Origin of the sequence: Plantibacter sp. CFBP 8804 (genome assembly GCF_014841225.1) — a bacterium.
Lineage (GTDB): Bacteria > Actinomycetota > Actinomycetes > Actinomycetales > Microbacteriaceae > Plantibacter > Plantibacter auratus.
Genome location: NZ_JACYTU010000004.1, coordinates 249,402 through 272,995, shown reverse-complemented (window position 1 = coordinate 272,995; position 23,594 = coordinate 249,402). Strand labels below are relative to the sequence as shown.

Here is a 23,594-nt window from a genome sequence, read left to right as displayed (position 1 = left end):
CGTCGGTCGCGGTGACCGAGACGGTCGCCGCTCCCGTGTACCAGCCCGATGCCGGGGCCGCCGGATCGACGGTGAGGGCGACCACCGGAGCGGTGTCGTCCTCCTCGCCGCCACCGGCGCCGACCGTCACGGTGGCGGTCGCCGTCTTCGCTCCCGGGAGGGCCGATTCGACCGTCCCCGTGACCTCGAAGACACCTTCGGCCGCATAGGACGCGGGATCGACGGTGGCCCACGTCACCGGCAGGTCCTCGCGGGACCCGTCGTTGTAGAGGACGCCGAGCGAGGCCGGCAGTGCGGGTGCGACCCCGGCTGCGGTGGTGACCGCGACCGGGTCGACGGCGTTGATCTGCCCGGGGGCGGTCGCCCGCACCCAGACGGTCGCCTTCGCCGGCACCGCGGAGCCGGTCACGAGACCGACGACGGAGAAGCTGCCCTCACCCGCGACCTGCTCGGGTGTGATCGACGCCCACGAGACCGGGAGGTCGGCGTGGCTGCCGTCCGCGAACGTCGCGTCGACCGTCGACGGCAGTGTCGGCACGACACCCGTGGTGGTGCGGACGTCGATGGGTTCGATCCCCGTCGGCGCGACCGCGAACACCTCCCACTCGCTGACCGCGACACCGGCGTACGGGTCGGCTCCGGTGCCGGGACCGGCCGCGCTCAGCACGAGGCGGAGCTTGGTGGTGGTCACGGCGTCGAAGTCGACGGCGTTCGGTGCGTCGCGCTCGACGCCGTAGGCGGAAGCGCCCGTGACGTCGGCCCAGGCGTCGCCGGTCCAGTACTGCGCCTTCCAGGACTTCGGCACGTTCACACCGGCGCCGGAGGAGGGGTCCGTCTGGTCGCCCCAGAACGACACCGTCGCGGCGTCGACCCGGACCGGAGTCGCCCAGTCGTACTGCAGCCAGCGGGTGGCCGGACGGCTCCCCGACCAGGTGCCCCAGACGTCGGCCTGAGATCCGCCGCTGTGGAGGACCGTGCCGTCGTTCACCGCGTTGACGCTGTTCCATCCCGCCGTGAACTCGCCAGTCGGCGTCGCCTCGCGGGCGACGTTCTGACCGCCCGCCGACGCCGCACCCTGGACCACGAGGTCCTTCGTGCTCGTGAGCTCGCCGTCGCTCGCCGTGAGGCGCAGCGTGTACGAACCCTCGGCGGTGAAGCTCGCCGTCGTGGACGCCGCGGTGGCGTCACCGAAGATGACGAGGCCGTCGTCCGGGGCGTCGACCACGGACCACGCCGAGGTCACGTCGCCGAGCGGCAGCCCGTCGTCCTTGACCTCGCCGACGAGCGCGAGCGTGCCGCCGGCCGAGTTCGCCTGGTCGACCCAGGCGTTCACCGACGGAGCCTGGTTGGTGGAGGCGGGTGCCGCAACGCCGGTCGCGAAGAGTTGGAGCTCCTTGACCCCCGTCTTGAACCCGGCGGCGTGGTTGACCGTCAGCCGCACGGCGTCGCCGGTGACCTCGGGGAACTGCACATGGTTGTAGTTGGCTCGGGGGTAGACCGGGCCACGCGCCTGGGCCGGGATCGCCGTCCAGGTGTCGCCGTTCCGGACCTCGAGCGAGTACGTCGCCGGCTCCGAGTACCCCTGCACGGTGGCGGTGGACGAGGAGTTGTAGAAGTACACCCTGGCGTCGTCGAAGGTCTTGGTGCCTCCGAGTTCGACCACGAGCGAGTCCTTCGCGTTGGGTGACCCCGCGGTTCCCCAGAAGGGCTCGTTGGCGGTCGTGCCGTCCACCGCCGCGGTGGCGGGACGGCTCGGCGCGGAGAAGCTCGCGCTGACCTCGGCACCCTCGGCGGCGTTCGCGGATCCGGCACTGGCCGGATCCACGTCGGCGCCCGCCTTGGCGAAGAGGTCCACGACCCGGTCGCCGGCGGCGAAGGAGACGTCCTGCGGCGCCTGCAGCGAGGCGGTCGTCGAGGACAGGACGGTGACGTCGTCCGCCACCTCGACCGTGCCCGTCGCGGGGTCGTAGACGACCTTGCTCAGGGAGTCGATGGTGAAGGCGAGCTTGCCGTCGAGGAACACCGAGTAGCCCTCCGGGATGCTGTCGCCGTAGTGGCGCTCACCGCCCGGAGCATCCCAGGTGATGGTGAGGTCCTGGTCGCGGAAGGCGATGTTGTTCGCCGTGAAGTGGTCCCAGTCGATGTCGATCGGGTCCAACTCGATCTTCGCGTCGCTCCGCGGACGGAGCCCCATGGTGTCCTCGATCATCGTGAAGTTCGTCGCGCCGAGGATCGTGTGGTGGATCCAGGAGCGGTAGCCGATGTCCTGCGGGTCGGCGTCGCCGTCGGACCAGAACTCGTTCTGGTCGGGCAGGCGGTTGTCGCCGCCGTTCTGGTAGTGCGACCACGCGTTCCAATACAGGAGCTTCTTGTACCACTCGGCGTCGATCGCCTTCGTCGGGTAGTCGCGGAGCACCTTCGCCAGCATGCGGAACGTCACGGTGGAGTTGATCACCGAGAAGTTGTTGCTGCCCGGTCCGCCGTAGTCCGCCTGGTCGGCCTGGTTCGCCGTGTAGAAGGGGAAGATCGGGTACTGGGCGTCGTCCGCGAAGAGGTCGAGCGCCTTGACGTAGTCGTCGGCGTAGTCCGCATCGCCCGGCTTCGGCATGAGACCGACGGTGAAGGGGTAGAAGTTGTTGATCTCCTTCCACTTCGCCAGCTTGCCGTCGGACGTGAACCGGTGCTTCAGGACCTTCGCGTCGGCGTCCCAGAGGAGCTCGACGACCTTGTCCTTGATGCCCTGCGCGAACTCGTCCATCTCGACGGCCTTCGCCTCGTTGCCGGCGGTCCGGTAGGCGGCGGCCGAGGCGAGCGCGTTGGAGTACAGGTACGCGTTCTCGGTGCGGTCCATGTACGCGTTCGGGCGCTCGTGGAACGACACCGCGTCGGCGTCGTTGCCCGTCATGGCACCCCAGTTGTAGTCGATGAGGCCGCTGTCGTCGGTGTCGTACGCGTCGAGCAGGCCCTTCACGTCGTCCTCGGCGTACTCCGCCAGGTTCTCGGCGATCGCCGTCGGTCCGCCGTGCAGCTGGTAGGAGCGCCACGCCGCCTCGGAGATGTACTGCGTGTAGCTGTTCGACCAGTTCGCCGGGTCACCGGGGTTGTCGACGAACTTGTAGCTCTTCGAGGTCTCCCCCGCCGACACCCAGGGGCCGTAGGAGTAGATCGGGTTGCGGAAGTACTTGAGGTCGTCGATGAACATGCCCGTGGTGAGCACGATGGCGTTGTTGTAGCCGAGCACGCCCTCCATCGAGGTGGGGAACTGGTAGTCGTTGCCGGGGATGTCGGCGTCGAGGAAGTTGAAGCGCATGAGCCACCAGCGGTAGTACAGCGTCTTGTCGATGTTGTCCTCGGGCGTGTCCAGGTAGGGCACGTTGTCGGCCCACCACTGGTTGTACGCGGTGACCTGCGCCGTGTACGAGGCGTCGGGCGCGAGTCCGCGGACGGCGTCGTACTGGGTGCGCGACTCCGCGATCTCGTCGGTGACGAACCCGAGCTGCACCTTGGTGGACACGGTGCCGCCGGCCGGGACGGCGAGGCTGGCCGTGATGCCGCCGCCGTCCGGCGTGAAGCCGTCGCCGGAGAGCCGCGGGAAGATCGTCGTGAGCTTGTTGGCCGCGGACACGACGCCGGTGAGCTCATCGCCCTCGACGGTCGTCGTGTAGGCCGAGCTGGCCGTGAGCTGCACGGTGTGCGCGCCGTTGGTACTGCGGACCTGCAGCCCGGTGACCGCGACGTTCCCGTCGGTGATGTACTTCGTCTGGACGACCTCGATCCCCGAGGCCGCGTGGCGGTGCACGCTGCGCCAGTAGCTCGGCGTCTGCACCCGGCTCGCCGTGTCCTCCGTGAGCGTCACGTCGGAGCCGTCGATCTTCGCCGCGACCGTGTACGCGGCCTTGCCGTCGATGGCCTCCCAGTAGGCGACCTGGCCGCCGAACCCGAGCTTCGACGGGTCGTGCTCCTTCATGAACACCGCACGGCCGCGGCTGAAGAGCCACTGGTTGTCGTCGCCGAAGCTGCCGGTCGTGCCGGTGCGCTGGAGCATCCGGTCCATCCAGAAGTCGGGCCCGCCGAGGGCTCCGGCTCCAGCGGCCACGTCCGCGTCGAAGATCGCCTGCAGCTGGTTGCCGGCCGTGTAGCCGGTGCCGGTGGCGGGGACCGGGGTGTCGCTGCCCGAGAACGTCGGGTAGCCGATGTCGGCGTTCGCGGCCTGCGCCGGCGCCGTGAGGAAGGTCGTGCCGATGACGGCGAGAGCGGCTGTCGCCGCGATCCCGCCACGCCATCCACGCGACCCCCGCTTGGGGGTGGATTGCTGTGTTCTGACCACGCTGTCTGATTCCCTCTCGTCAGTGAGTAGGACACTCCCGGGGAGGTTATCGGGAGATTCGCAGGATTCGCAAGGCTTTTCGGAAGTTTCGGCACACCGGGCGGAAATCGGATGACAGCACGACGAAAGCGCCCGACACCATACCGAAAGTCCAGCTGTTCCGGTGCGGTGTCGGGCGTTCAACGGCGCTCCGCGGGCGTCGGTCAGCTCCGCGTCGTGGGGATCCAGACGCGCATCGTCGACGGACCGCGCTCCGCCCAGGAGTGGTACGGGGCGATGCTCGCGGTGAACGGATCGGCGTCACCCGGGGCGTCGAACCCGTCCGCGTACGGCCAGGCGGCGTCCACGACCGGGCGGGTCCGGAGCACGACCGTCAGGCGCCCGTCGGACGCCTCCTCGATGTCCGCGTGCTCGTCGATCTCGACGCGGGCGAGCGACTCGTCGCCACCCGGAAGGTCGACCGACTCGACGCAGTAGACCTCGGGGCCGCGCTCGATCGCGACGGTGCCACGGATCGCGTCCACGCGCGGGTCGGGGTGCGTCACCCGAGGCCGGATGCTGAAGGACAGCTCGACGACGTCGCCGGCGGAGAACGCGCGGGTGACGTCCGCGTACCCGGTCGGGACCTCATGCTCGTCGCGGGAGCCCGAGGCCGTCTGCACCACGAGCCGGGCGTCGTCCGCCCAGGACGGGACGCGCAGCGACACCGTGAGTGCCTGGGTGGGAGCCTCGACGATCCGAAGCGAGACCACCCCGGTGCGCGGGTACTCCGTCACCAGCTCGGCCCGGAACCGGCCGCCGTGCTCACCGCCGACGACGGTGTCGATCGTGGCGGAGGCGAACTGATGGATCTGCACGCCGTGGTCGTCGGTCGTCGCGATGAAGGCCGCGAGGCTCGCGAGCGTGCGGGCGACGTTCGGCGGGCAGCAGGAGACGTCGAACCAGGGCGCGCGCTCCGACGACGACGCCCGGGGCGACACCTCGTCGTCCGGGCTCGACTCCCCGGGCGTCCGCTGGTGCAGCGTGTTGGCGTAGAAGAACGCGGTGCCGGCGGCTGACGGCGACGTCGCCACGACGTTGTACAGCACTCGCTCGATGTGGTCCGCGTACCGGACGTCGCGGTCCTCAAGGAGGAGCCGCCAGCTGAACATGATGGAGGCGATGCCGGCGCAGGTCTCGGAGTACGCGCGATCGGACGGCAACTCGAAGTCCTCACCGAAGGCCTCGTCCTGGTGGTGCGACCCCTGGCCACCGGTCAGGTAGGTGCGCCGGGCGATCGTGCGGTCCCACTGGCCGCGGAGCGCGTCGAGCAGCCCGGTGTCCCCGTGTTCGACCGCGATGTCGGTCGCACCGGCGGCGAGGTAGTTCGCCCGGACAGCGTGTCCCCGCAGCGCCTCGGCGTCGCGGATCGGGAGGTCGTCCTGGAAATAGGCGCGCCCCCACTCGATGTCCTGGAGGACCCCGTGGCCACGACGTTCCACGAACAGCGACGCGAGGTCGAGGTACCGCGACTCCCCCGTCACGCGGGAGAGCTCGGCCAGACCGACCTCGACCTCGGCGTGCCCGCACACGGACTGGATGCCGTCTGCGCCGAACACCTCGCAGATGAGGTCGGCGGCACGCGTCGCGATGCCGAGCAGGCCGTCGTCGGCACCGGGACTCGTGCGCGCTCGCGCCACCGCCGCCTGGAACAGGTGACCGAGGCAGTAGAGCTCGTGGCCCCACTCGAGGTCCGACCAGCGCGCGCCCTGGCCGGGCCGGCCGAAGCGGGTGTTGAGGTACCCGTCGGACTCCTGTGCGGCGGCGACGCGGTCCACGACGCTGCGGAACCGGGATTCGAGCGCGTCGTCACCGCCCCGTCGCCCGATCTCCCAGGCCACGGCCTCGAGGTACTTGTAGACCTCGGAGTCGGCGAACTCGCGACCCCGGCGACCCTCCGGCAGGGTGCCGGCGGCGGCCAGGTCGAAGTTGCGGATCCAGCCCTCCCGCTCCAGCCAGTGCTCGACGTGCGCGAGGGTCGCGGTGCCGTTCACGCGCTGGCGGTCCGCCCAGAACCCCTCGGTGATGCCGACCTCGTCGAGCCCGAGCGGGGTGAGCGCACCGGTGGTGGGGACGACCGGGGCCATGCTGGTCCCAGTGCCCGTTGCTGTGGTCCTGATGGTGGTGCTCATGGTTACCCCTTGAATGCGCCGGACATGAAGCCGCGCACGTAGTGACGTTGGAGGATGAGGAAGAGGAGGATGCACGGCAACGCGAGGACGACGACGCCGGCCTCGGTCGCGCCGTAGTCCACGACGCCCTGGACCTGGCCGCGCAGGTTGGAGACGGCGAGCGGCAGGGTCATCTTCGCGGAGTCGTTGATGAGGATCAGCGGCGCCATGAAGTCGTTCCAGGCGGCGAGGAACGCGAACAGTCCCACGGTGATGAGGCCGGGCTTGACCGCCGGGACGAGCACCTTCCAGAGCACGGTCCAGGAGTTGCAGCCGTCGACCATCGCCGCCTCGTCGAGCTCCTTCGGGATCGACTCGAAGGCGATCCGCATCATGAAGGTCGAGAACGGCAGCTGGAACATGGTGAGCACGAGCGCCACCCCGACGAGCGAGTTGGAGAGACCGACCAGGTTGAGGAGCACGTAGAGCGGGATGAGCAGCGTCGCGTACGGGACCATGAGGATCGCGATGGTGGCGAGGAACAGGGCGTTCTTGCCGCGGAACTGGAACCTCGCGAAGGCGTACCCGCCGAAGAGCGAGATGACGAGCGTGAGGATCACGGTCAGCAGCGAGACGAACACCGAGTTGCCGATGTATTGCAGGATGCCGTCCTGGTACCCGGCGAGGGTGATGTAGTTGCCGAGCCCCCACCCCTCGGTCTGGTTCGTACCGGCAAGCGGAGACACCGAGCGGACGGCGGTCCAGACGAGCGGGTAGAGGAAGATCACGGCGAGCGCCGCGGTGAAGATCCAGAACGGCATCCGGATGGCGATACCGAAGAAGTTCGTCGGCTTCCCGTCCCGTCCGCGGCCGCGAGTGCGTCCGTGACCACGGACGTCGGGCATCGTCGAGGTGACGGTGGCCGGTTCCTTTCGGGTGATGGTCATGCTCAGTCCTCGACCTTCTTGCTGAACGCGCGGATCTGCACGATGTTGATGACGATGAGCGCGGCGAGCACGATGACCGACAGCGCGCCGGCGACGCCGAGGTTGTTCGGGCCCTGGAACGCCACGTTGTAGATGAGCTGGACGATGGTGATGGTGCTGTTGTCGGGACCGCCCTTGGTGAGGATGTAGAACTGCTCGAACGCGAGGAGCGAGCCGGTGACGCACATCACCGTGGTGAGGGCGAGGGTCGGCTTCAGCAGCGGGACGGTGATGTCGCGGAAGGTCTGCCAACGCGACGCGCCGTCGATGCGGGCGGCCTCGTAGACCTCCTCCGGGATGCCCTGCAGCCCGACGAGCATGAGCAGCATGTAGAAGCCGGCGAAACGCCAGACGATGAGGAAGACCGTCGACCAGAGCGCCGCGTCCGGGGTCCCGAGGAAGGTGAAGCCCATCGCCTTGGTGAGGTCCGCGAACGGGCCGGCGATCGGCGAGTACAGCACGTAGAACAGGAGCGACGCCGAGGCGAGGCCGAGCGCGCTCGGGATGAGGAAGGCGGTGCGGAGGAAGCCCTTCCATCGGCTGGACTCCTGGACGAGGAGCGCGAGGCCGAGCCCCAGGCCGATGAGGAGGACCGTCGCGATGACGGTGTACTTCAGCGTGAAGACGACCGAGTCGAGGAAGAAGCGGTTGTCGATCGCCTTCGGGAAGTTCTCGGGGAAGTTCACACCCTGGTTGCCGCCGAGGAGCGGCCAGTCGGACCCCGCCATCTGGAAGACGAGCCCGAGCGGGACGAGGAAGAGGAGGATGACGAAGACGGCGGTCGGGAGCGCGAACAGCCAGCCGGTACGGGCCTGCGCGGCGCGGCGCTTCCTGGCACCGACCGAGTCCGTCGGGCCTCGTCTGGCGAGGGTGGTACTCATGGGTGGGACCTTTCGAACGGGTGGGTGCCGATGCGCCGTCGCGATGGGGGGATCACGGCGGCGCACCGGCGGTCGGACTACTGCGAGAGCACGTCCGTGATGGCGTCGTTGTCGGCGTCGACGGAGTCGGTGCCCTCGAGTACCGCGTTGCGCACGAGCGTCAGCCAGGGGCTGGTCGGCGAGTTGAAGGCCTCCTGGAAGTTCAACGAGTACGGGGTGTCACCCTTCGATGCGACCTCGTTGATCGTGACCAGGCGCGGGTCCTTGCTCGAGTACTCGTTCTCCGCGAGGTCGGAGCGGGAGACCACGTCGTTGTCCTTTGCGAGAACACCGACCTGGGCGTCCTCGGACATCAGCCAGCTGAGGAAGTTCCACGACTGCGCGGCCTTCTTGCTGTCCTTGGAGACACCGATGCCGTCGCCACCGACGAAGGTCGAGTCGCCGCCCTTCGGCCCCGGGATGCCGGACACGCCGACGTCGAACGGGGTCGAGGAGAGGAGCGTCGCCGGGTAGGGCATGACGCCGACCTTGCCCTCGGTGAAGCCGGCGGTCCAGGTGGGTCCGGCCTCGTCCTTCGAGGAGGGGAGCACGGCGCCCGACTTCCACAGATCGGCCCACGTGCTGTAGACCTCCTTCGCGCCGTCCTCGGCGAGGAGCGACTCGGTGCCGTCCTCGTTCATGACCTGCTCACCGTCGGCCCACACACTGGGGAACCAGGTGAAGACGAGGCAGCCGCCGCAGTTGAGGCCCGTGGCGGTGCCGTAGGTGTCCGGCTTGTTGAGCGCCTGCACGGCTTTGGCGTCCTCGGCGAACTCGGCGAGGGTCGTCGGACCCTGCTCGGGGTCGAGGCCCGCCTCCTTGTAGAGTTCCTTGTTCCAGAAGAGCATCGAGAGGTCGAGGACGAAGGGGAGGACGTGTTCCTTACCGTCCGCGGTGCCGGCGGCGAGGTGGCCCTGGTTGATCTCGTCCTTGAAGTCGAGCCCGTCGATGTTCGCGGTGAGGTCCTGGAAGAGGCCCTGTTCGACCCAGTTCGGGACGTACACGATGTCGGCGGCGAACAGGTCGGGGAGGCTGTCGGAGCCGGCCGCCGCACCGACCTTCGCGACGTAGTCGTCGTTCGGGACGACGGTGAGCTTCACCTGGTTCTCGTGCGAGGCGTTGTAGGCCTCCACGAGGAGCTTCGCCTGCTTCTCGAGTGGGGCGCGGGTCCAGAGCGTGAGCTCCGAGCCGTCGTCGACGCCCTCGGGTCCGGCGCTGGCGAGCGGGGCGCTCCCACCGCCGCTGGACGAACAGGCGGCGAGGCCGAGGAGCAGGGCGCTGGCCGCCAACACCCCTCCGACCCGCTGCTTGCGTGTGATGTGCGTGCTGCGCATGTGTGACTCCTCTGACTCTTCGTTGAGCGGACCGGTCGGGTCCGGCGGTGCTTCGGGAGAGGTTTCGAAACTGTCGAAAGCCCTTTCGGTAAAGCTAGCCTGGGATCAGAGTAGCGTCAAGAGGAATATCCGGTAACGTTTCCGAAAGATGAAGAGGGGGCGTTTCATGCCAGACAACGATGTTTCGGCGACGACCGGGATCGCTGCCGGTCGGGCGGCGACCCTCGGTGACGTCGCGCGCATCGCGGGCGTCTCGATCGCCACGGCGTCGAAGGCGATCAACGGGCGGAGCGAGGTCGCGCCGAAGACCCGACAGCGCGTGCTCGATGCCGCGAAGTCCGTCTCGTTCACCCCGAACGAACTCGCCCGGAGCCTCATCAACGGCCGGACGGGCACCGTCGGCCTCCTCACGAGCGACCTCGAAGGCCGGTTCGTGATCCCCATCCTCATGGGCGCCGAGGACGCGTTCGGCGCAGGCCAGGTGAACGTGTTCCTCTGCGACGCCCGCGGCGACGCGATCCGCGAGCAGCACCACCTCAACGCGCTGCTCACCCGGCGCGTCGACGGCATCATCGTCGTGGGTCGCAGCACCGACCCACGGCCCTCGCTCGGCCACAAGCTGCCCGTCCCCGTCGTCTACGCGTACGCACCGTCCGACGATCCGACGGACGTGTCCATCACCCCCGACAACCGCGACGGCGGGCGCCTCGCCGTCGAGCACCTGATCGCCTGCGGGCGCTCCCGCATCGCGATGATCACGGGTGAGCCGCAGTACGCGGCTGCCAGGGACCGCGTGACGGGCGTGCAGAACGCCCTCGCGGCGGCGGGACTGGAGCTCGTCGGCTCGCCGATGTTCTCGGAGTGGACCGAGCACTGGGGTCGCGATGCGGCGGCGATGCTGCTCGCACAGCACCCGGAGATCGACGGCATCGTCGCCGGTTCCGACCAGATCGCCCGCGGCGTGCTCGACACCGTCCGCGACCTCGGGCGCGACGTCCCGAGCGACGTCGCGGTCGTCAGCTTCGACAATTGGGAGATCCTGGCCACCAACTCGCGCCCGGAGCTGTCGTCGATCGACGCCAACCTGCAACAGCTCGGCCGGCTCGCCGCCACCCGCATCTTCGAGGCGATCGAGGGCACGGAGGTCGCGCAGGGGGTCGAATACCTGCCGGGCCGCCTCGTCCTCCGCGGTTCCACGATCCCGAGGCGCTGAAGTCCGGTCGGACGCCGATACTCGCCGCGCGGGTAATGCGACAGCCGTCGGACATCGCTACGGTCGAGCCATGGACAGCTCAACCGTCATCATGATCGTGGTCCTCGCCGCCGTCGCGGTCATCGTCTTCACGATCACCGTGCAGGCCAGACGACGTAGCGGCGGGTCGAAGCATCGCGGTGGTACGACCTCGGACTCCGGCATGCCGTTCATCGTCGATGGCGACGGTCACCATGGAGGCGGCCACCACGGCGGAAGCGACTCCGGCGGTTGGGACGGTGGCGGCGGCGGAGACGGGGGCGGTGGGGGCGGCGGCGACTGACCGGTCCGCCCGGGCCGCGTGAGCCGTCAGCGACGTCGCTGCTGCTTCGGGCGACGCTTCGGTTTCGGACGCGGCTTCCGCTTCGGTGGCGGGACCACCGCGCCAGAGCCGACCGAGTCGCCTTCTCTACCCCTCAAGCGCCTGCGCGAGACGTCGATTCCCCCGGCCGGCCCGCCGATCCACATCGGGACATCGCCCTGCCAGCCGGCGACGAAGAACAACACCCCACCGACGACCAGTCCGCCCACCCCGCTTGCCTGCCAGATCGCCTCGTCATAGATCACGGGTCCCACAGCCTGACCGTCGAAGAGCAGATGGAACCCGTTGTTCACGACGACGACGAGCAGCGTCAGCCACCCGACACCGAACACCGTGCCGGCCACCCACCCCCATGAGGCGATCGCCAACCCGCCCAAGACGGCGGCCGCAGCGACGGGTACGCCGAACGCCACGAACAGGACGATCGCGACCCAGGACTCGGCACTGTCGCCGCCGATGGCGGCCAAGACGATCGCGACGACGACGAGCAGCACCACGGAGGCGATGAGCGCGCCAGTCCACGTCGTGATGCGCCGTCGACTCATCCGGTACGGGTTGGTGGTGGGATCGCGGTGCTCCTGCGAGCCCGACTGCTGCTTCGACATGCCCTCATCCTCGACCATCGGACGCCGCTCCATCGATCGACCTCGTGGCACGGCGTCGCGATAGCCTCGCTGCATGGGGGAATCGCGAGGCACACGAGCGCGCCCGGGCGCGACCCAGGCCCGAGGCTGGCTGACCCTGTCCTGGTGCGCATCAGTCTTGGCCGCGGCGTTCCTGGGGGCAGGCGTCGTGAGCATCTCGACCTACGCGTCGTTCCTCGACTTCCCGCAGGACGATCCCGGCTGGATCAGCCACCACGACTGGCTCGCCTCCACCGGCACGGCTGCACTGATCATCGGCGCCGCGCTCGCGGTCTGCAGCGCGGTGGCGTTCATCCTGTGGCAGGTCGGGCTCCCCGAGCAGCAGACGCGGAGCCGGGATCGGCCCTAGCGACCCGCGAGGTCGCCGAGTCGGGCGCGCATCGCGCGGAGCACGTCGACGAGGAGCACGTCGTCCGGTCCGGCGAGCCACTGCTCGAGGGAGGCGTCGAAGAGTGCCGAACCGATGGACGCTGCGAGCGCCGCGTCGGCTGACGTGACACCACTCTCCATGAGGGCATCGCGCATCGCGTCGGTGAGGACCGCCGACTTCAACCGTTCCCGCTCGCGCAGCTGCGGTTCCGACCGGATGACAGCGCGGCGGGCGGCGATGTCGTCCCGCCAGCACTGCAGCTCACCGGCGGCCACGGTCTCGAGGCCGGACATCACCAGGGCGAGCGGGTCGAGCCCTGCTGGCGCCGCGGCGACCAGCCGTCCCACCACCGTCGGGAGCTCGCGCTCGCGGAGGAAGAGCACGTCGCGCTTGTCGGCGAAGTGACGGAAGAACGTGCGGGTGGTGAGCCCGGCGGCTTCGGCGATCTCCGGGACCGTCGTCGCCGCGAAGCCCCGGTCGGCGAACAGCGCCATCGCAGCGCTCTCCAGTCGGAGAGCGGCGTCGGGTGCCCAGCGTGCCATACGATCAGGATAACCGATGACACGTCGTGTCGTCAGGTGTACAGTGATGACACACCGTGTCATCATCGCCACGCCAATCCGCAACACCCTTGGAGACCTCATGCCGACGAACACCGCAGCCTGGCTGCCAGCACCCCGAGCGGACTTCGTCGTCGGTCCGGCCGCGATGCACGAACCCGGCCCTGGCGAACTCCTCATCCGGAACCGAGCGGTCGCGGTGAACCCGCTCGACGACGTCAAGCAACAGACCGGGAACCTCATGTACCGGTGGCTGCCTGTGCCCGCCGTGCTCGGGGAGGACGTCGCGGGCGAGGTCGTGGCCGTCGGGCCGGACGTCCGTCGCTTCGCCGTGGGCGACCGCGTCGTGGCCTACGCGGTCGGCATGGAGCGCGGGCGGCGCCATGTCGCCGAGGGCGGGTTCCAGCAGTTCACCGTCGTGCGGGCAGACCTCGCTGCACCGATCCCAGACGGTCTGCGAGACGAGGACGCCGTCGTCCTGCCGCTCGGGATCTCCACGGCCGCGACCGCCCTCTTCCAGCGAGACCACCTTGCACTCCCCCACCCCTCGGCGCACCCCACCCCCACCGGGACGACCGTCGTCGTCTGGGGCGGCGCCACGAGCGTCGGCAGCAACGCCATCCAGCTCGCGGTCGCCTCCGGCCACCGGGTCGCGACCACCGCCTCGCCGCACAACCACGACCGGATGCGCGAGCTCGGTGCCGACATCGTGCTCGACTACCGCAGCCCGACCGTCGTGGCGGATCTGGTCAACGCCCTCCGTGGTTCCTCGGTCGTCGGCGTCCTCGCCGTCGGGACCGGCTCCGCAGAACCAGCCGTCGCCGTCGCCGCCGCCACCGGGGCACGCCGCGTCGCACTCGCGAGCCCGTCGGTGTCGTTCGGGTCACTGCCGCGTCGGGCCGGCCCGAGTCTGACGTTCGTCCGCACCATGACCCGGCTCATGGCGGCCAACGTCGCGCTCCAGATCCGTGCCCGTCGGGCGGGGATCTCGGCGCGGTACGTGTGGGGCAGCTCCCTCATGACCAACGAGGTCGGGCCGATGCTGTGGGAGGACTACCTGCCGGGCGCGCTCGCAGGCGGACGACACGTCTGCGCGCCAGCCCCCGAGGTGGTCGGCGAAGGCCTCGAAGCGATCCAGCCGGCCCTCGACCGACTCCACGGCGGCGTCTCAGCCCGCAAGCTCGTCGTGCGGTTGTGAGGCGCGGGACCGTGGCGCTCAGCCCTCACACCTCCCAGACCGAGCGGTAGCTCCGCTCGGCGAGGAGCCCCGACAGCTCCGCGTGCACGCTCATCGTCTTGGCGAGACCGCGTCTCACACCTCCCAGACCGAGCGGTAGCTCCGCTCGGCGAGGAGCGCCGACAGCTCCGCATGCACGCTCATCGTCTTCGCGAGACGTTCGGCGCGGTCCGCCTTCAGCGCCTCGGGACGCTCCCAGTCCCGCTCCGACAGGTAGGCCGTGTACGGGTTGATGACGCACTTGAAGTCCAGCATGAGCGACTGCCCGAGCGTGGCGGTGGCCATGTAGCTGTGCGGCAGGCCGGCGGCGCAGACGAAGGTCACGACCTTGTCGAACCAGGCGGCGACCCTGCCGTCCTCACCGGTTGCGCCGGTCGCCTCGATGAGCGACTTCACCGTTGCGGCCGGTGCCCAGTTGTAGACCGGGAAGGCGAGGACGACGCCGTCCGCAGCAGTGATCAACGCATGCAGCCGACGGAACGCAGGGCTCTCGAAGACCCGGTCGTTGTCGAACGGCGGCAGTTCCATCTCGGCCAGATCGATGACGGAGGAGTCATGACCTTGCTCGCGCAGCAGCTCGCTGCTCGCCGAAGCGAGGGTCCGGCTCCGACTCGCCGGATCAAGGCTGCAGGAGATCACGGGCAGGTTCAAGGCGGCCATCCCTCTACGCTAACCCGCCTGCCCATGCTCCGACCGCGGCGGGTGTGCGAGGGTGGAGCAGGCTCTCGCCGCAGTCACTCAGTGAAGCCGACCGCCGTCTGGTCCGTCACGCCGCCAGGCGCGGCATGCATTGCACGCAGACCTCGCAGGGTCTAGACTCAACCCTTGTGGAGCGTGGACCTCGAACCGATCCAACGTTGGTTGACGTCTCTCGACTCGGATTCCTACGAGCAGGTCATCGCCGCGATCGAGCTACTTGAGGAGCGCGGCCCGCAACTGGGTCGTCCGATCGTAGACACGGTGAAGGCCTCCAGACACAAGAACATGAAAGAGCTGCGGCCAGGCTCGTCAGGGCGATCCGAACTGAGGATACTGTTCGCCTTCGATCCCAGTCGGCAGGCGATTCTGCTCGTGGCCGGCGACAAAGCCGGCAACTGGAAGACCTGGTACACGAAGAACATTCCTGTCGCAGACGACTTGTTCGACGCCCACGTACAACGAATGAAGTCCCAAGGAGAGTGAGCATCATGGCTCTGACACGTGAGCAGCTTCTCGCGGAGCGCCCTGTCGACCGCGAACGCGTGGATGCCCACAAAACCCGGATGCTTGGTGAAATCCGAGCGCATCAGCTGCGGGAGCTGCGTGAAGCAATGGGTCTGACGCAGATTCAGCTTGCCGAGCGCATCGGTGTCGGACAGCGCCAGGTCTCCAAGATCGAGCATGGAGACCTCGACAACGCGAAGATCGGCACGATCCGGAAGTACCTCGAGGCCGTCGGCGGCGGCTTGGTCATCGAGTACGTCTCTGGCGACCAGCGCGTCCAGGTCGCCTAACGGAGGAGGCCCCAGCGCTTCGCCTCCCAATCGCCGTAACCGGCGACACCCCACGGTGGGCCCGGCGGGTCTGCAAGGGTGGAGCATGCTCTCGACGCAGTCCCTCAGTGAAGCCGACCGCCGTCTCGTCGCCTCGTGGGCCGCCAATTGCGCCGAACGGGTACTGCCGCTGTTCGAAGCCGAGGCCCCGGACGACGATCGTCCACGCGACGCGATCGCCCGTGCGCGGGCGTTCGCAGCCGGTGACCTCGACACCGCCGGGGAGATCCGCCGACGCTTCGTCGCCAACCGAGCGTCGCAGGTGGTGTCCTCACCCGCAGCCAAAGCCGCCGCGTGGTCGGCCGGGCAGGCAGCAGGTGTCGCGCACATGGGAGCCCACGCGCTCGGCGCCGCCGCCTACGCGGCGAAAGCCGCCGAGCTGCATCAGGCCGGAGCCGGCGCGGCCGAGATCGCCTGGCAGCTCGACCACCTGAGCGACGCGGTCCGGTCGGCACTCCGCCTCCTGCCGGCACTCGGCACCGATCCGTCAGGGCCGCTCGGCAGCGGACTGCTGGCATCGGGAGCGCTCGGCGACAACATCCGCGCCATCCAGAGCGGTTTGCGCCGGCGCCCCCGCCGCCCGGACGTCACGACGCTCGAGCTGGTCGGAGGCCCCGAGCCGGTCCGGATCGAGCTGCACGACGCCGACCCGGAGTGGCCCGAACGGTACCGGGAGCACCGGCAGCGGATCATCGACGCCCTCGGAACGAGCGCGGGCGGGTCCAGTGCCGTCGCGATCGAGCACATCGGCTCGACCTCGGTGCCCGGACTCGCGGCGAAGCCGATCGTCGACATCGTGGTCGCCGTGGAGGACATCACGGCGGAGGAGGACTACCTCGACCCCCTGCTCACCGCCGGCTACGTGCTGCGCGTCCGTGAGCCCCGCCATCGGATGGTGCGGACGCCGGAGCGCGACGTCCACGTGCACCTCTACGAGCAGGGCGCACCGGAGATCGACGAGTACCTCCTCCTCCGCGACCACCTGCGTTCCGACGCCGACGACCGCGCGCTGTACGAGCGCACCAAGCGGGAGCTGCTCGGGAGGTCCTGGGACGACATGAACGACTACGCCGACGCGAAGACCGAGGTTATCCTCGCGATCAAGGCGCGGGCGCGGGCAGCACTGAACCGCTGAGTCGCCTGAATCTGCACGAATTCGGCGCGGTTTCGGACCATTCCGGGCGACTCAGGGACGGGCGGTCGCACGCACCGGCGGGATGACGACCCCCGTCAGGACCGCCGCCGTCTTGACGCCGACGCAGAGGCTGATGAAGACCGTCAGCGCCGCCGTGACCGCTGAGCCTTCGAGCGTCGCGAGCGACACCAGTCCCACGGTGCCCGGCACGAGCATGAGCAAGGCCGGCTGGAACGTGACATTGGACGGCACCGCCGCCGAGTACCGCTCGACGATGCGAGCGACGACGAACACGAGCCCGGCGGTGAGCCCAGTCGCGACCGCGTTCCCCACGAGTGGGGCGAACAGGACGATGCCCGCGTAGGTCAGCGCCATCACACAGATGGTCAGCAGCGTCAGGGAGCGGCCCGAGCCGAACGCGATCCCGATCCCGGCCGCGAGCATCACGACGCCGATCCACGTGAACCACAGCGGCGGGACCGACTCCCACCCGACGAGGTCCGAGCTCCCGCGGACCACCTGACCGACGAGCGCCGTCGAGTCGGGGTCGATCGACAGGCCGGTGAGCAGCGCCCCGGCCGAGATCCCGGCCGCCATGAAGGCGAGCACGATGAGCCCGTACATCAGGCGCGCCGAGCCCGTCACGATGTCCGTCGCCGTCAACTCCAGCAGGGCGTTGGTGATGAGCGCGCCGGGCACGAGGATCGCGATCGGCGCGCAGACGGCGAACAGCGGCACGGGACCGAGATCCATCGCCGATGCGAGCGTCCCGACGAGCGTCGTCGAGACGAACGCCGTCACGAACGGGGCGATCGCGACCGCTCCCCGCCACCGCGCCAGCAGGGTGATGACGAGGCCGACGAAGGCACCGACGAGCATGGATGCGACGATCGCCCACCATGGGCAGCGGAACAGCAGTGCGAGCCCTCCCGCGAGCAGCAGGTTCCCGACCACCCAGTGCATCGACGCATGCGGGCGCGGCGTCTCCCGGATCGACTGGATACGGGCCGGCAGATCACCGACCGGCCAGTGTCCGAGCTCGAGTTCGCGCATGAGCCGGTTCGCCCGCGCCGCGCCCCGGAACGACAGCTCGCCGTGCGTGTTGCCGGCCGCGAGCACCGCGCCGGTGCGCACGTCGTTCACGATGATGAGCTGCGGCAGCACCGAGAAGGCCAGGCCCTCGTCGCCCGATGCGACCGTGGCGCGCTCCAGGGAGTCGCGGACGTCGGTGACGGAGGTGCCGGCATCGAGGAGCAGGCAGCCGAGCGCACTGTAGGCGTGCGCAGCGGTTCTGCGGTGCTCCTCGGTCGCGGTGTCGTCACTCATCCCGCCAACGGTACGCGAGATTCCGGGGGCGCCTGCGGCCGCCGCGGGCCTCAGCGGCGGTTGCGGAGCCCGACGGCTCCGGCCACACCGAAGTACAGGCCGGCGAGGATCGGGACGATGACGATCCACCAGAAATGGAAGCCGAAGTCGCCGTGGGCGTTCGCGATGGCGACCGGGATGAGCGCCACCCCGAGTACGACTCCCACGATGCCGATGCCGAGCGCGAGTCGGGGTCTTCCCGGAGTGAACGAGGCCATGAGGACACGCTATGCCCGCGGAGCCCCTGGGCCTCGGGGGATATCCCCTGCGCTCGCGCGGCGCAAGCGCTTGTCCGGCCGCCGACACGCTGGCATCGTCGCTGTCACGTCGCGCGCGCGGCGTTGAGCGCCGAGGAGGCAGCATGGCAGACGTACGAGTGGGTGACCGCGTGTCGTGGGGCACCTCGCAGGGGCGGACGCAGGGGAAGGTCGTCGAGCGGAAGACCGCGGACTTCCAGTTCGACGGCCAGCACTTCACGGCGTCGAAGGACGAGCCCGCGTTCATCGTGGAGTCCGAGAAGACCGGCGCGAAGGCCGCACATAAGGGCTCCGCGCTACGCGTCCTGAAATCCTGACGCCCTGACCGCGGTCGTCCGGATGTCCGGGCGTACGCGGCGCACTCCGGCTGGGCGTAGCGTTGGCGCATGACCGTCGTGATCGCCTTCCTGGCCAACGTCATCGTCGCCATCGCCAAGTCCATCGTCGCCGCGCTCACCGGGTCGGCGTCGATGCTGGCTGAGGCCGCGCACTCGTGGGCCGACGCGGGGAACGAGATCTTCCTCCTCATCGCCGACAAACGGGCCGACAAGCAACGCGACGCCGCACATCCGCTCGGCTATGGCCGTGACGCGTACATCTTCTCGCTGTTCGCCGCCTTCGGGATCTTCACCGTCGGTGCGGTCGTCTCGATCCAGCACGGTATCCAGAGCCTCACCGCACCGGAGGCAATGGAGAACTACGCCCTCAGCTACCTCGTGTTGGGCGTCGCCTTCCTCCTGGAGGGGTTCTCCTTCACCCAGTCGATCCTCGAGGGTCGGCGCACGGCGAAGAAGTACGGCCGCGGCTTCTTCGACTACATCGTGAACGGCTCCAACACGACGCTCCGCTCGGTGTTCTTCGAGGACTCCGCAGCACTGCTCGGCCTCATCATCGCCGGGGCCGGCATCGGCCTCCACCAGGTGACCGGCGACCCGGTGTGGGATGCGATCGGCTCGATCGCGATCGGCGTCCTGCTCGGCGGGGTCGCGCTGCTGCTCATCAACCGCAACCGGCGCTATCTCCTCGGGGCCTCGCCGAGCCCCGCCTACCGCGCGCAGACGATCACCGCGCTCCTGACGCACCCGGAGATCGAGCGGGTCACGGCGCTGTACCTCGAGTTCAGCGGGCCGGAACGCCTCTTCCTCGTCGCGTCGGTCGACCTCGTCGGCGACGACCGCGAGAACGACGTCGCGCGTCAGCTCCGCCGACTCGAAGGCGACCTCGAGCAGGACGACCTCATCGGCAAGGCCGTGCTCACGCTCTCGGTGAGCGACGAGCCGTCGATCACCGTCTGACCCTTGACTTGCCCAAAACTGCTCGAAATTCTTGGATTTCCGTGCAGTGTCGGGCGACTCAGTGCCGGCTCACGCCATGCAGGGTGCCCACTCCTGGTTGGACAGTTCCCGCTGCTCGTTCTCGGTCTGCAGGAGCCAACCGGTCTTCGTCGCGCCTCGGTACTGTCCGCTCACGAGGTCGGCACACCAGGAGCGACCGTCGAAGGCCCACCGGACGAAACTCGCCTCGCTCCCCTTGCGCAGGAGCGGGCGTTCGCGTTCTACCTGACTCATGTGTTCCATCTCGACCGTGGCTGACATATCTTCCAACCGTATCGAGGAACGTCTCCGGTGAACAGACTGCTTGCGTTTCGCGGCCGGTTGACCGAAAATACCCGGTCGCGCCCGGAAGCGGCGTCCTTCGAGACGCTCGGAGATCGGGTGCAGCGGTGGTTCAGCCCACGAACACGCGGAGCGCCTCGTCGCTGAGCGCCCGGTCGGCGAACACGAGGCGCACGGCATCGGGATCCGGGTTGCCCGCGTCGGGGCCACGCCAGACGACCTCCAACCCCGCGCGTTCGGCAGCCCGTCGTGATCCCTCGTTGTGCTCCAGGAGGAACGCCACCACGGGCAGATCCGGTGCCGACGCCGATGCGGCGGCTCGCGCGGCCGCGATGAGCTCCTGCGCGTATCCGCGCCCCCACGCCGCGGGCGCCAGGCGGTAGTAGAGGTTCCAGGCGACCCCGCCACGCAGGCTCGGGCCACCGATGCCGACCAACGCACCCGTCGAGGTGTCGCGCGCCACCCACACGTCGAGACGGTTCGCCTCCCAGCCGGCCTGGTACCGCTCGATGAGCTCACGGGTCTCGGCGAGCGCCGTGTGTCGGGCGGACGGCAGGTGCGTCCAGACCGCGGGGTCGGCATGGAGCTCGTGGAGCTCCGGCAGATCGCGCTCGGTGGGACGCGTGAGCGTCAGTCGTTCCGTCAGGGTCGGCGGCGCGTCGGTCATGCCTTCCATTCTGCTCTCTGGTCGGCGGCTGCCCCACTCGATACCCTGAGCCCATGGCTGCGAAGAACGAACCGATCTCGGCGCGCGCGTGCGCGATCCTCAGTATCGCCATCGCCGCGTTCTCCATCTACCTCGTCGCCGCGACGTCGAGAGACGGCGGGTCATGGACGTTCTCGGTGCTCGCCTGCTTCGTGCCGCTGCTGTTCGCCGCCCAGGGCATCAGGATGAGTCGCCAACCCGGCGCCCGCTGGCCCACCTTCAGCCTCATCGGGTCGATCGTCGGCGCAGCACTCGGACTCGTGTCGTTCGCCGCGTTCGCCTGGTTGCTCGTGCGCTCCTGAGTGCAGCGACGCAGCGCGGCCTCGCCGCGTAGAGTCGTCCCCAGCACCGACGGAGGAGGGCCATGCGACTGCACGTCGAGGAACGCGGGCACGGCCCGATCCGAATCGCCCTCATCCACGGGTTCCTGGCCGACGGAGCCGCCTGGACCGACGTCGTCGCAGCGTCCGACCCGGAGCGGTACACGTTCCTGCTCGTCGACCTGCGCGGTCACGGCTCCAGCCCACGCGCCGATCGGACCCGGGGCGAGCGCTACGACATCGCCTCACTCGCGGCCGACCTCGTCGACACGCTGCCGACCGGCCTCGACGCGATCGTGGGCCACTCCCTCGGCGGGCGGCTCCTCATCGACATCGTGGGGCCGCTCCACCCGGCGCACGCGATCTACCTCGATCCCGGGTTCGGGCTGAAACTCCCCGGTCGCGGTCTCGGAGCCCGCCTGTTCTGGGCGATCCCAGGACTGCCGCGGCTCTTGGCCTGGCTGTACGACCGCACGGACCCCGCGACGGGGCCCGCGAACGTCGCGCTCGCCGAGGCCGCGCATGCCGCGTGGGACCGGTCGATGATCGCGGAGGTGCTGCAGGACGTCGCAGCGAACCCGGTCACGCCGTCGGCACCGATCGTCCCCTCGACGCTGGTGCTGTCGGACGACGCGAAGCTCGTCCTTCCGAGAGCCGACGTCGAGCGCTACGAACGGTTCGGCTGGACCGTCACGCGGTTCCCGGGGATCCGCCACGACATGGCGGCGCTCGACGGGGCACGGACCTTCGAGGTGATCCAGGCCTCGCTCTGAGCCGGCCCAGGGACCGAAACCAACCAAGCCGCCTTCCTCGGAAACTGAGCCGCCTTCCTCGGTCACTGAGCTTGTCGAAGTGCACACGGAGGACACCCCCTTCGACAGGCTCAGGGACCGGGTGGGTCGCTCAGGGACCGGGTGGGTCGCTCAGGGACCGGGTGGGTCGCTCAGGGACCGGGTGGGTCACTCAGCGACCGGGTGGGTCACTCAGCGACCTGGTGAGACGGGGTGCCTGTGCAGAGTGCTGATATCGCGCGCGGATTCCTGCATCATGCACATTCTGCTGCGGGCGGGCCGTCAGTAACGTTGCCGCCACCCGCACCGCTCCCTCCCCCACTTCTGGAGACCAGCATGGCTCGCATGGCACACGCAGACGACTTCGCCCTGTCCCGCGTCCGTCCCGACGCACAGAAGCCCTGGTTCGGCATCGCCGTCCAACGCTTCGGACAGGTGTCGGCCCTGTCCCAGTTCCTCCTCGGCGCCACCCTCGGCTACAGCATGACCTTCGGCGAGGCGTTCCTCGCCCTGCTCCTCGGCTCGATCATCCTCGAGGTGATCATGTGCATCGTCGGCATCATCGGCCAGAAGGAGGGCCTCAACACCGCGCTCCTCGCCCGCTGGACCGGCTTCGGCGAGATCGGCGCGTCCCTGGTCGGACTCGCGATCGGCATCAGCCTCATCGGCTGGTTCGGCATCCAGAGCGCGATCTCCGCCGAGTCGCTCGACGCCCTCCTGCCCGGCTTCATGCCGGTGTGGGCCTGGAGCCTCATCTTCGGCCTCGCCGTCACCGCCATCGTCGCCTACGGGTTCAAGGGCATGCAGTGGCTCGCGAACATCACCGTCCCGCTGTTCCTCATCCTCGTCGGCTGGTCGATCATCAGCGAGCTCACCCAGCACGACTTCATGGAACTCGTCACCGGCCCGGCACCCGGCCCCACCATGAGCGTCTGGGCCGGCACCGGCATCGTCGCGGGCGGCCTCATCGTCGGCGCCATCATCACCGCCGACATGACCCGCTTCAACCGGTCCCGCGCCGACGTCATCAAGCAGACCGTCGTCGGCGTCTCGCTCGGTGAGTTCGTCATCGGCCTCTCCGGGGTCCTGCTCGCCCACGCCGCAGCCTCGGGCAACGTCGTCGCGATCGTCACGTCGTCGGGCGGCCTCATCGGCCTCATCATCGTCATCACCGGGACGCTCAAGATCAACGACTGGAACCTGTACTCGTCGACGCTCGGGCTGGTCAACTTCATCTCGACCGCGTTCGGCAAGAACCTCAACCGCGTGACCACCACCATCGTGCTCGGCGTGGTCGGCTCCATCCTCGCGGCGGTCGGCATCCTCGGGCAGTTCTCCGGCTTCCTCATCATCCTCGGCGTCGCCTTCCCGCCCATCGCCGGCATCATGGTCGCCGAGTACTTCATCGTGAAGCGCTGGCGCGGCGAGCTCGACGAGACCCGCGCCTCGGGCCGCCTGCCCACGACCGCCCCGCGCATCGTCCCAGCGACCATCATCATCTGGGCCGTGTCCGCGATCACCGGCTACTTCGTCACCTGGGGCATCCCCGCCGTCCTGTCGCTCATCCTCTCGATGGTGCTGTACATCGCCGCCGGCAAGCTCGGCCTGGTCCGCGGTGTCGGCGTCGCCCACACCTCGCAGATCGAGGCGGACGTGACGACGGACAGCCCCGCCACCGCCTCGAGCTGACCCGCGGGACGCCCGTTCCATCCCGTCAGACCGTTCCATCGCACACCGCTCCACCGCACCAACAGAAAGCGAACCCCTCAT

The 23,594-nt window shown here is 69.1% G+C and carries 24 protein-coding genes; 12 read left to right on the top strand and 12 right to left on the bottom strand.

Features of this window, described 5'->3' with window-relative positions:
* From IFU11_RS20775 to IFU11_RS11190, 5 genes are all read right to left on the bottom strand, one after another.
* Positions 1-4,327: Ig-like domain-containing protein (locus tag IFU11_RS20775; RefSeq protein ID WP_371742766.1), on the bottom strand; the 4,327-nt coding region annotated here is incomplete at its 3' end.
* A gap of 203 nt (positions 4,328-4,530) precedes the next feature.
* A complete protein-coding gene (locus tag IFU11_RS11205; protein WP_137242735.1) occupies positions 4,531-6,498 on the bottom strand; it encodes a glycoside hydrolase family 127 protein in 1,968 nt (655 codons plus the stop codon).
* 2 nt (positions 6,499-6,500) lie between these two features.
* The gene (locus IFU11_RS11200; protein ID WP_307783524.1) at positions 6,501-7,424 is read right to left on the bottom strand and encodes a carbohydrate ABC transporter permease; all 924 of its coding nucleotides are present in this window, start codon (positions 7,422-7,424) and stop codon (positions 6,501-6,503) included.
* A 2-nt stretch (positions 7,425-7,426) separates the two neighbouring features.
* The gene (locus tag IFU11_RS11195) at positions 7,427-8,344 is read right to left on the bottom strand and encodes a carbohydrate ABC transporter permease (protein ID WP_137242736.1); all 918 of its coding nucleotides are present in this window, start codon (positions 8,342-8,344) and stop codon (positions 7,427-7,429) included.
* Positions 8,345-8,421: 77 nt separating this feature from the next.
* Positions 8,422-9,717 carry an ABC transporter substrate-binding protein gene (locus IFU11_RS11190; RefSeq protein ID WP_137242737.1) on the bottom strand — a complete coding sequence of 432 codons (1,296 nt, stop codon included), beginning with the start codon at positions 9,715-9,717 and terminating at the stop codon, positions 8,422-8,424.
* A gap of 166 nt (positions 9,718-9,883) precedes the next feature.
* On the opposite strand from IFU11_RS11190, the gene IFU11_RS11185 reads away from it, so the two are divergent.
* Together IFU11_RS11185 and IFU11_RS11180 are read left to right on the top strand one after the other, a co-directional pair.
* Positions 9,884-10,930 (top strand): LacI family DNA-binding transcriptional regulator, encoded by a 1,047-nt coding sequence (locus tag IFU11_RS11185; protein WP_137242738.1) that lies wholly within the window; start codon positions 9,884-9,886, stop codon positions 10,928-10,930.
* Between the two features lie 70 nt (positions 10,931-11,000).
* A complete protein-coding gene (locus IFU11_RS11180) occupies positions 11,001-11,252 on the top strand; it encodes a hypothetical protein (RefSeq protein WP_161578577.1) in 252 nt (83 codons plus the stop codon).
* 26 nt (positions 11,253-11,278) lie between these two features.
* Here the strand turns inward: IFU11_RS11180 and IFU11_RS11175 are convergent, their stop codons facing one another.
* Positions 11,279-11,896, bottom strand: coding sequence for a hypothetical protein (locus tag IFU11_RS11175; RefSeq protein ID WP_137242739.1), 618 nt, complete (start codon positions 11,894-11,896; stop codon positions 11,279-11,281).
* A 73-nt stretch (positions 11,897-11,969) separates the two neighbouring features.
* On the opposite strand from IFU11_RS11175, the gene IFU11_RS11170 reads away from it, so the two are divergent.
* Entirely contained in the window at positions 11,970-12,284 is a 315-nt protein-coding gene (locus IFU11_RS11170; RefSeq protein ID WP_137242740.1) for a hypothetical protein, read from the top strand.
* Here IFU11_RS11170 and IFU11_RS11165 read toward each other — a convergent pair.
* The gene (locus IFU11_RS11165) at positions 12,281-12,847 is read right to left on the bottom strand and encodes a TetR family transcriptional regulator (protein ID WP_191940088.1); all 567 of its coding nucleotides are present in this window, start codon (positions 12,845-12,847) and stop codon (positions 12,281-12,283) included. The genes IFU11_RS11170 and IFU11_RS11165 overlap by 4 nt on opposite strands.
* A gap of 100 nt (positions 12,848-12,947) precedes the next feature.
* Here IFU11_RS11165 and IFU11_RS11160 point away from each other — a divergent pair, with 100 nt between their 5' ends.
* On the top strand, positions 12,948-14,063 hold the full coding sequence (locus IFU11_RS11160) for a zinc-binding alcohol dehydrogenase family protein (protein WP_192018994.1): 1,116 nt from the start codon (positions 12,948-12,950) through the stop codon (positions 14,061-14,063).
* 114 nt (positions 14,064-14,177) lie between these two features.
* On the opposite strand, the gene IFU11_RS11155 is transcribed toward IFU11_RS11160, so the two are convergent.
* Entirely contained in the window at positions 14,178-14,762 is a 585-nt protein-coding gene (locus tag IFU11_RS11155; protein WP_192018993.1) for an NADPH-dependent FMN reductase, read from the bottom strand.
* 174 nt (positions 14,763-14,936) lie between these two features.
* Here IFU11_RS11155 and IFU11_RS11150 point away from each other — a divergent pair, with 174 nt between their 5' ends.
* The 3 genes from IFU11_RS11150 (at position 14,937) to IFU11_RS20770 (ending at position 16,769) form a co-directional block, all read left to right on the top strand.
* Positions 14,937-15,284 carry a type II toxin-antitoxin system RelE/ParE family toxin gene (locus IFU11_RS11150; protein ID WP_371742765.1) on the top strand — a complete coding sequence of 116 codons (348 nt, stop codon included), beginning with the start codon at positions 14,937-14,939 and terminating at the stop codon, positions 15,282-15,284.
* A gap of 5 nt (positions 15,285-15,289) precedes the next feature.
* Complete coding sequence (locus IFU11_RS11145) at positions 15,290-15,595, top strand: helix-turn-helix domain-containing protein (protein ID WP_071261530.1); 306 nt, start codon at positions 15,290-15,292, stop codon at positions 15,593-15,595.
* A gap of 85 nt (positions 15,596-15,680) precedes the next feature.
* A complete protein-coding gene (locus tag IFU11_RS20770; RefSeq protein WP_342672560.1) occupies positions 15,681-16,769 on the top strand; it encodes a GrpB family protein in 1,089 nt (362 codons plus the stop codon).
* Positions 16,770-16,820: 51 nt separating this feature from the next.
* On the opposite strand, the gene IFU11_RS11135 is transcribed toward IFU11_RS20770, so the two are convergent.
* Together IFU11_RS11135 and IFU11_RS11130 are read right to left on the bottom strand one after the other, a co-directional pair.
* Positions 16,821-18,095, bottom strand: coding sequence for a threonine/serine ThrE exporter family protein (locus IFU11_RS11135; protein WP_192018991.1), 1,275 nt, complete (start codon positions 18,093-18,095; stop codon positions 16,821-16,823).
* Positions 18,096-18,145: 50 nt separating this feature from the next.
* Entirely contained in the window at positions 18,146-18,352 is a 207-nt protein-coding gene (locus tag IFU11_RS11130) for a hypothetical protein (RefSeq protein WP_192018990.1), read from the bottom strand.
* 143 nt (positions 18,353-18,495) lie between these two features.
* On the opposite strand from IFU11_RS11130, the gene IFU11_RS11125 reads away from it, so the two are divergent.
* Together IFU11_RS11125 and IFU11_RS11120 are read left to right on the top strand one after the other, a co-directional pair.
* Complete coding sequence (locus IFU11_RS11125) at positions 18,496-18,708, top strand: DUF2945 domain-containing protein (protein WP_064295385.1); 213 nt, start codon at positions 18,496-18,498, stop codon at positions 18,706-18,708.
* A gap of 69 nt (positions 18,709-18,777) precedes the next feature.
* Positions 18,778-19,686 (top strand): cation diffusion facilitator family transporter, encoded by a 909-nt coding sequence (locus tag IFU11_RS11120; RefSeq protein ID WP_137242748.1) that lies wholly within the window; start codon positions 18,778-18,780, stop codon positions 19,684-19,686.
* Between the two features lie 69 nt (positions 19,687-19,755).
* Here the strand turns inward: IFU11_RS11120 and IFU11_RS11115 are convergent, their stop codons facing one another.
* Together IFU11_RS11115 and IFU11_RS11110 are read right to left on the bottom strand one after the other, a co-directional pair.
* Positions 19,756-19,959: a hypothetical protein gene (locus IFU11_RS11115; RefSeq protein ID WP_124768057.1), complete on the bottom strand. Its 204-nt coding sequence runs from the start codon at positions 19,957-19,959 to the stop codon at positions 19,756-19,758.
* A 160-nt stretch (positions 19,960-20,119) separates the two neighbouring features.
* Positions 20,120-20,674: a GNAT family N-acetyltransferase gene (locus IFU11_RS11110; protein WP_192018989.1), complete on the bottom strand. Its 555-nt coding sequence runs from the start codon at positions 20,672-20,674 to the stop codon at positions 20,120-20,122.
* 53 nt (positions 20,675-20,727) lie between these two features.
* On the opposite strand from IFU11_RS11110, the gene IFU11_RS11105 reads away from it, so the two are divergent.
* The 3 genes from IFU11_RS11105 to IFU11_RS11095 all read left to right on the top strand — a co-directional run bounded on the left by IFU11_RS11105 (position 20,728) and on the right by IFU11_RS11095 (position 23,513).
* Positions 20,728-21,015, top strand: a complete 288-nt coding sequence (locus IFU11_RS11105) for a hypothetical protein (protein ID WP_192018988.1) — start codon at positions 20,728-20,730, stop codon at positions 21,013-21,015.
* A gap of 62 nt (positions 21,016-21,077) precedes the next feature.
* The gene (locus IFU11_RS11100) at positions 21,078-21,806 is read left to right on the top strand and encodes an alpha/beta hydrolase (RefSeq protein ID WP_192018987.1); all 729 of its coding nucleotides are present in this window, start codon (positions 21,078-21,080) and stop codon (positions 21,804-21,806) included.
* 354 nt (positions 21,807-22,160) lie between these two features.
* On the top strand, positions 22,161-23,513 hold the full coding sequence (locus IFU11_RS11095; RefSeq protein ID WP_192018986.1) for a purine-cytosine permease family protein: 1,353 nt from the start codon (positions 22,161-22,163) through the stop codon (positions 23,511-23,513).
* Positions 23,514-23,594 lie beyond the last annotated feature (81 nt).

Excerpts from the sequence above, each read along its gene's own strand:
- IFU11_RS11160 (WP_192018994.1), top strand. The coding sequence starts at position 12,948 with ATGCCGACGAACACCGCAGCCTGGCTGCCAGCACCCCGAGCGGACTTC.
- IFU11_RS11190 (WP_137242737.1), bottom strand. The coding sequence starts at position 9,717 with ATGCGCAGCACGCACATCACACGCAAGCAGCGGGTCGGAGGGGTGTTG.
- IFU11_RS11200 (WP_307783524.1), bottom strand. The coding sequence starts at position 7,424 with ATGACCATCACCCGAAAGGAACCGGCCACCGTCACCTCGACGATGCCC.
- IFU11_RS11165 (WP_191940088.1), bottom strand. The coding sequence starts at position 12,847 with ATGGCACGCTGGGCACCCGACGCCGCTCTCCGACTGGAGAGCGCTGCG.
- IFU11_RS11115 (WP_124768057.1), bottom strand. The coding sequence starts at position 19,959 with ATGAGTCAGGTAGAACGCGAACGCCCGCTCCTGCGCAAGGGGAGCGAG.
- IFU11_RS11145 (WP_071261530.1), top strand. The coding sequence starts at position 15,290 with ATGGCTCTGACACGTGAGCAGCTTCTCGCGGAGCGCCCTGTCGACCGC.
- IFU11_RS11125 (WP_064295385.1), top strand. The coding sequence starts at position 18,496 with ATGGCAGACGTACGAGTGGGTGACCGCGTGTCGTGGGGCACCTCGCAG.
- IFU11_RS11180 (WP_161578577.1), top strand. The coding sequence starts at position 11,001 with ATGGACAGCTCAACCGTCATCATGATCGTGGTCCTCGCCGCCGTCGCG.
- IFU11_RS11110 (WP_192018989.1), bottom strand. The coding sequence starts at position 20,674 with ATGACCGACGCGCCGCCGACCCTGACGGAACGACTGACGCTCACGCGT.
- IFU11_RS11175 (WP_137242739.1), bottom strand. The coding sequence starts at position 11,896 with ATGTCGAAGCAGCAGTCGGGCTCGCAGGAGCACCGCGATCCCACCACC.
- IFU11_RS20770 (WP_342672560.1), top strand. The coding sequence starts at position 15,681 with ATGCTCTCGACGCAGTCCCTCAGTGAAGCCGACCGCCGTCTCGTCGCC.
- IFU11_RS11185 (WP_137242738.1), top strand. The coding sequence starts at position 9,884 with ATGCCAGACAACGATGTTTCGGCGACGACCGGGATCGCTGCCGGTCGG.
- IFU11_RS11095 (WP_192018986.1), top strand. The coding sequence starts at position 22,161 with ATGGCTCGCATGGCACACGCAGACGACTTCGCCCTGTCCCGCGTCCGT.
- IFU11_RS11130 (WP_192018990.1), bottom strand. The coding sequence starts at position 18,352 with ATGGCCTCGTTCACTCCGGGAAGACCCCGACTCGCGCTCGGCATCGGC.
- IFU11_RS11195 (WP_137242736.1), bottom strand. The coding sequence starts at position 8,344 with ATGAGTACCACCCTCGCCAGACGAGGCCCGACGGACTCGGTCGGTGCC.
- IFU11_RS11105 (WP_192018988.1), top strand. The coding sequence starts at position 20,728 with ATGGCTGCGAAGAACGAACCGATCTCGGCGCGCGCGTGCGCGATCCTC.
- IFU11_RS11205 (WP_137242735.1), bottom strand. The coding sequence starts at position 6,498 with ATGAGCACCACCATCAGGACCACAGCAACGGGCACTGGGACCAGCATG.
- IFU11_RS11100 (WP_192018987.1), top strand. The coding sequence starts at position 21,078 with ATGCGACTGCACGTCGAGGAACGCGGGCACGGCCCGATCCGAATCGCC.
- IFU11_RS11170 (WP_137242740.1), top strand. The coding sequence starts at position 11,970 with ATGGGGGAATCGCGAGGCACACGAGCGCGCCCGGGCGCGACCCAGGCC.
- IFU11_RS11120 (WP_137242748.1), top strand. The coding sequence starts at position 18,778 with ATGACCGTCGTGATCGCCTTCCTGGCCAACGTCATCGTCGCCATCGCC.
- IFU11_RS11155 (WP_192018993.1), bottom strand. The coding sequence starts at position 14,762 with ATGGCCGCCTTGAACCTGCCCGTGATCTCCTGCAGCCTTGATCCGGCG.
- IFU11_RS11135 (WP_192018991.1), bottom strand. The coding sequence starts at position 18,095 with ATGAGTGACGACACCGCGACCGAGGAGCACCGCAGAACCGCTGCGCAC.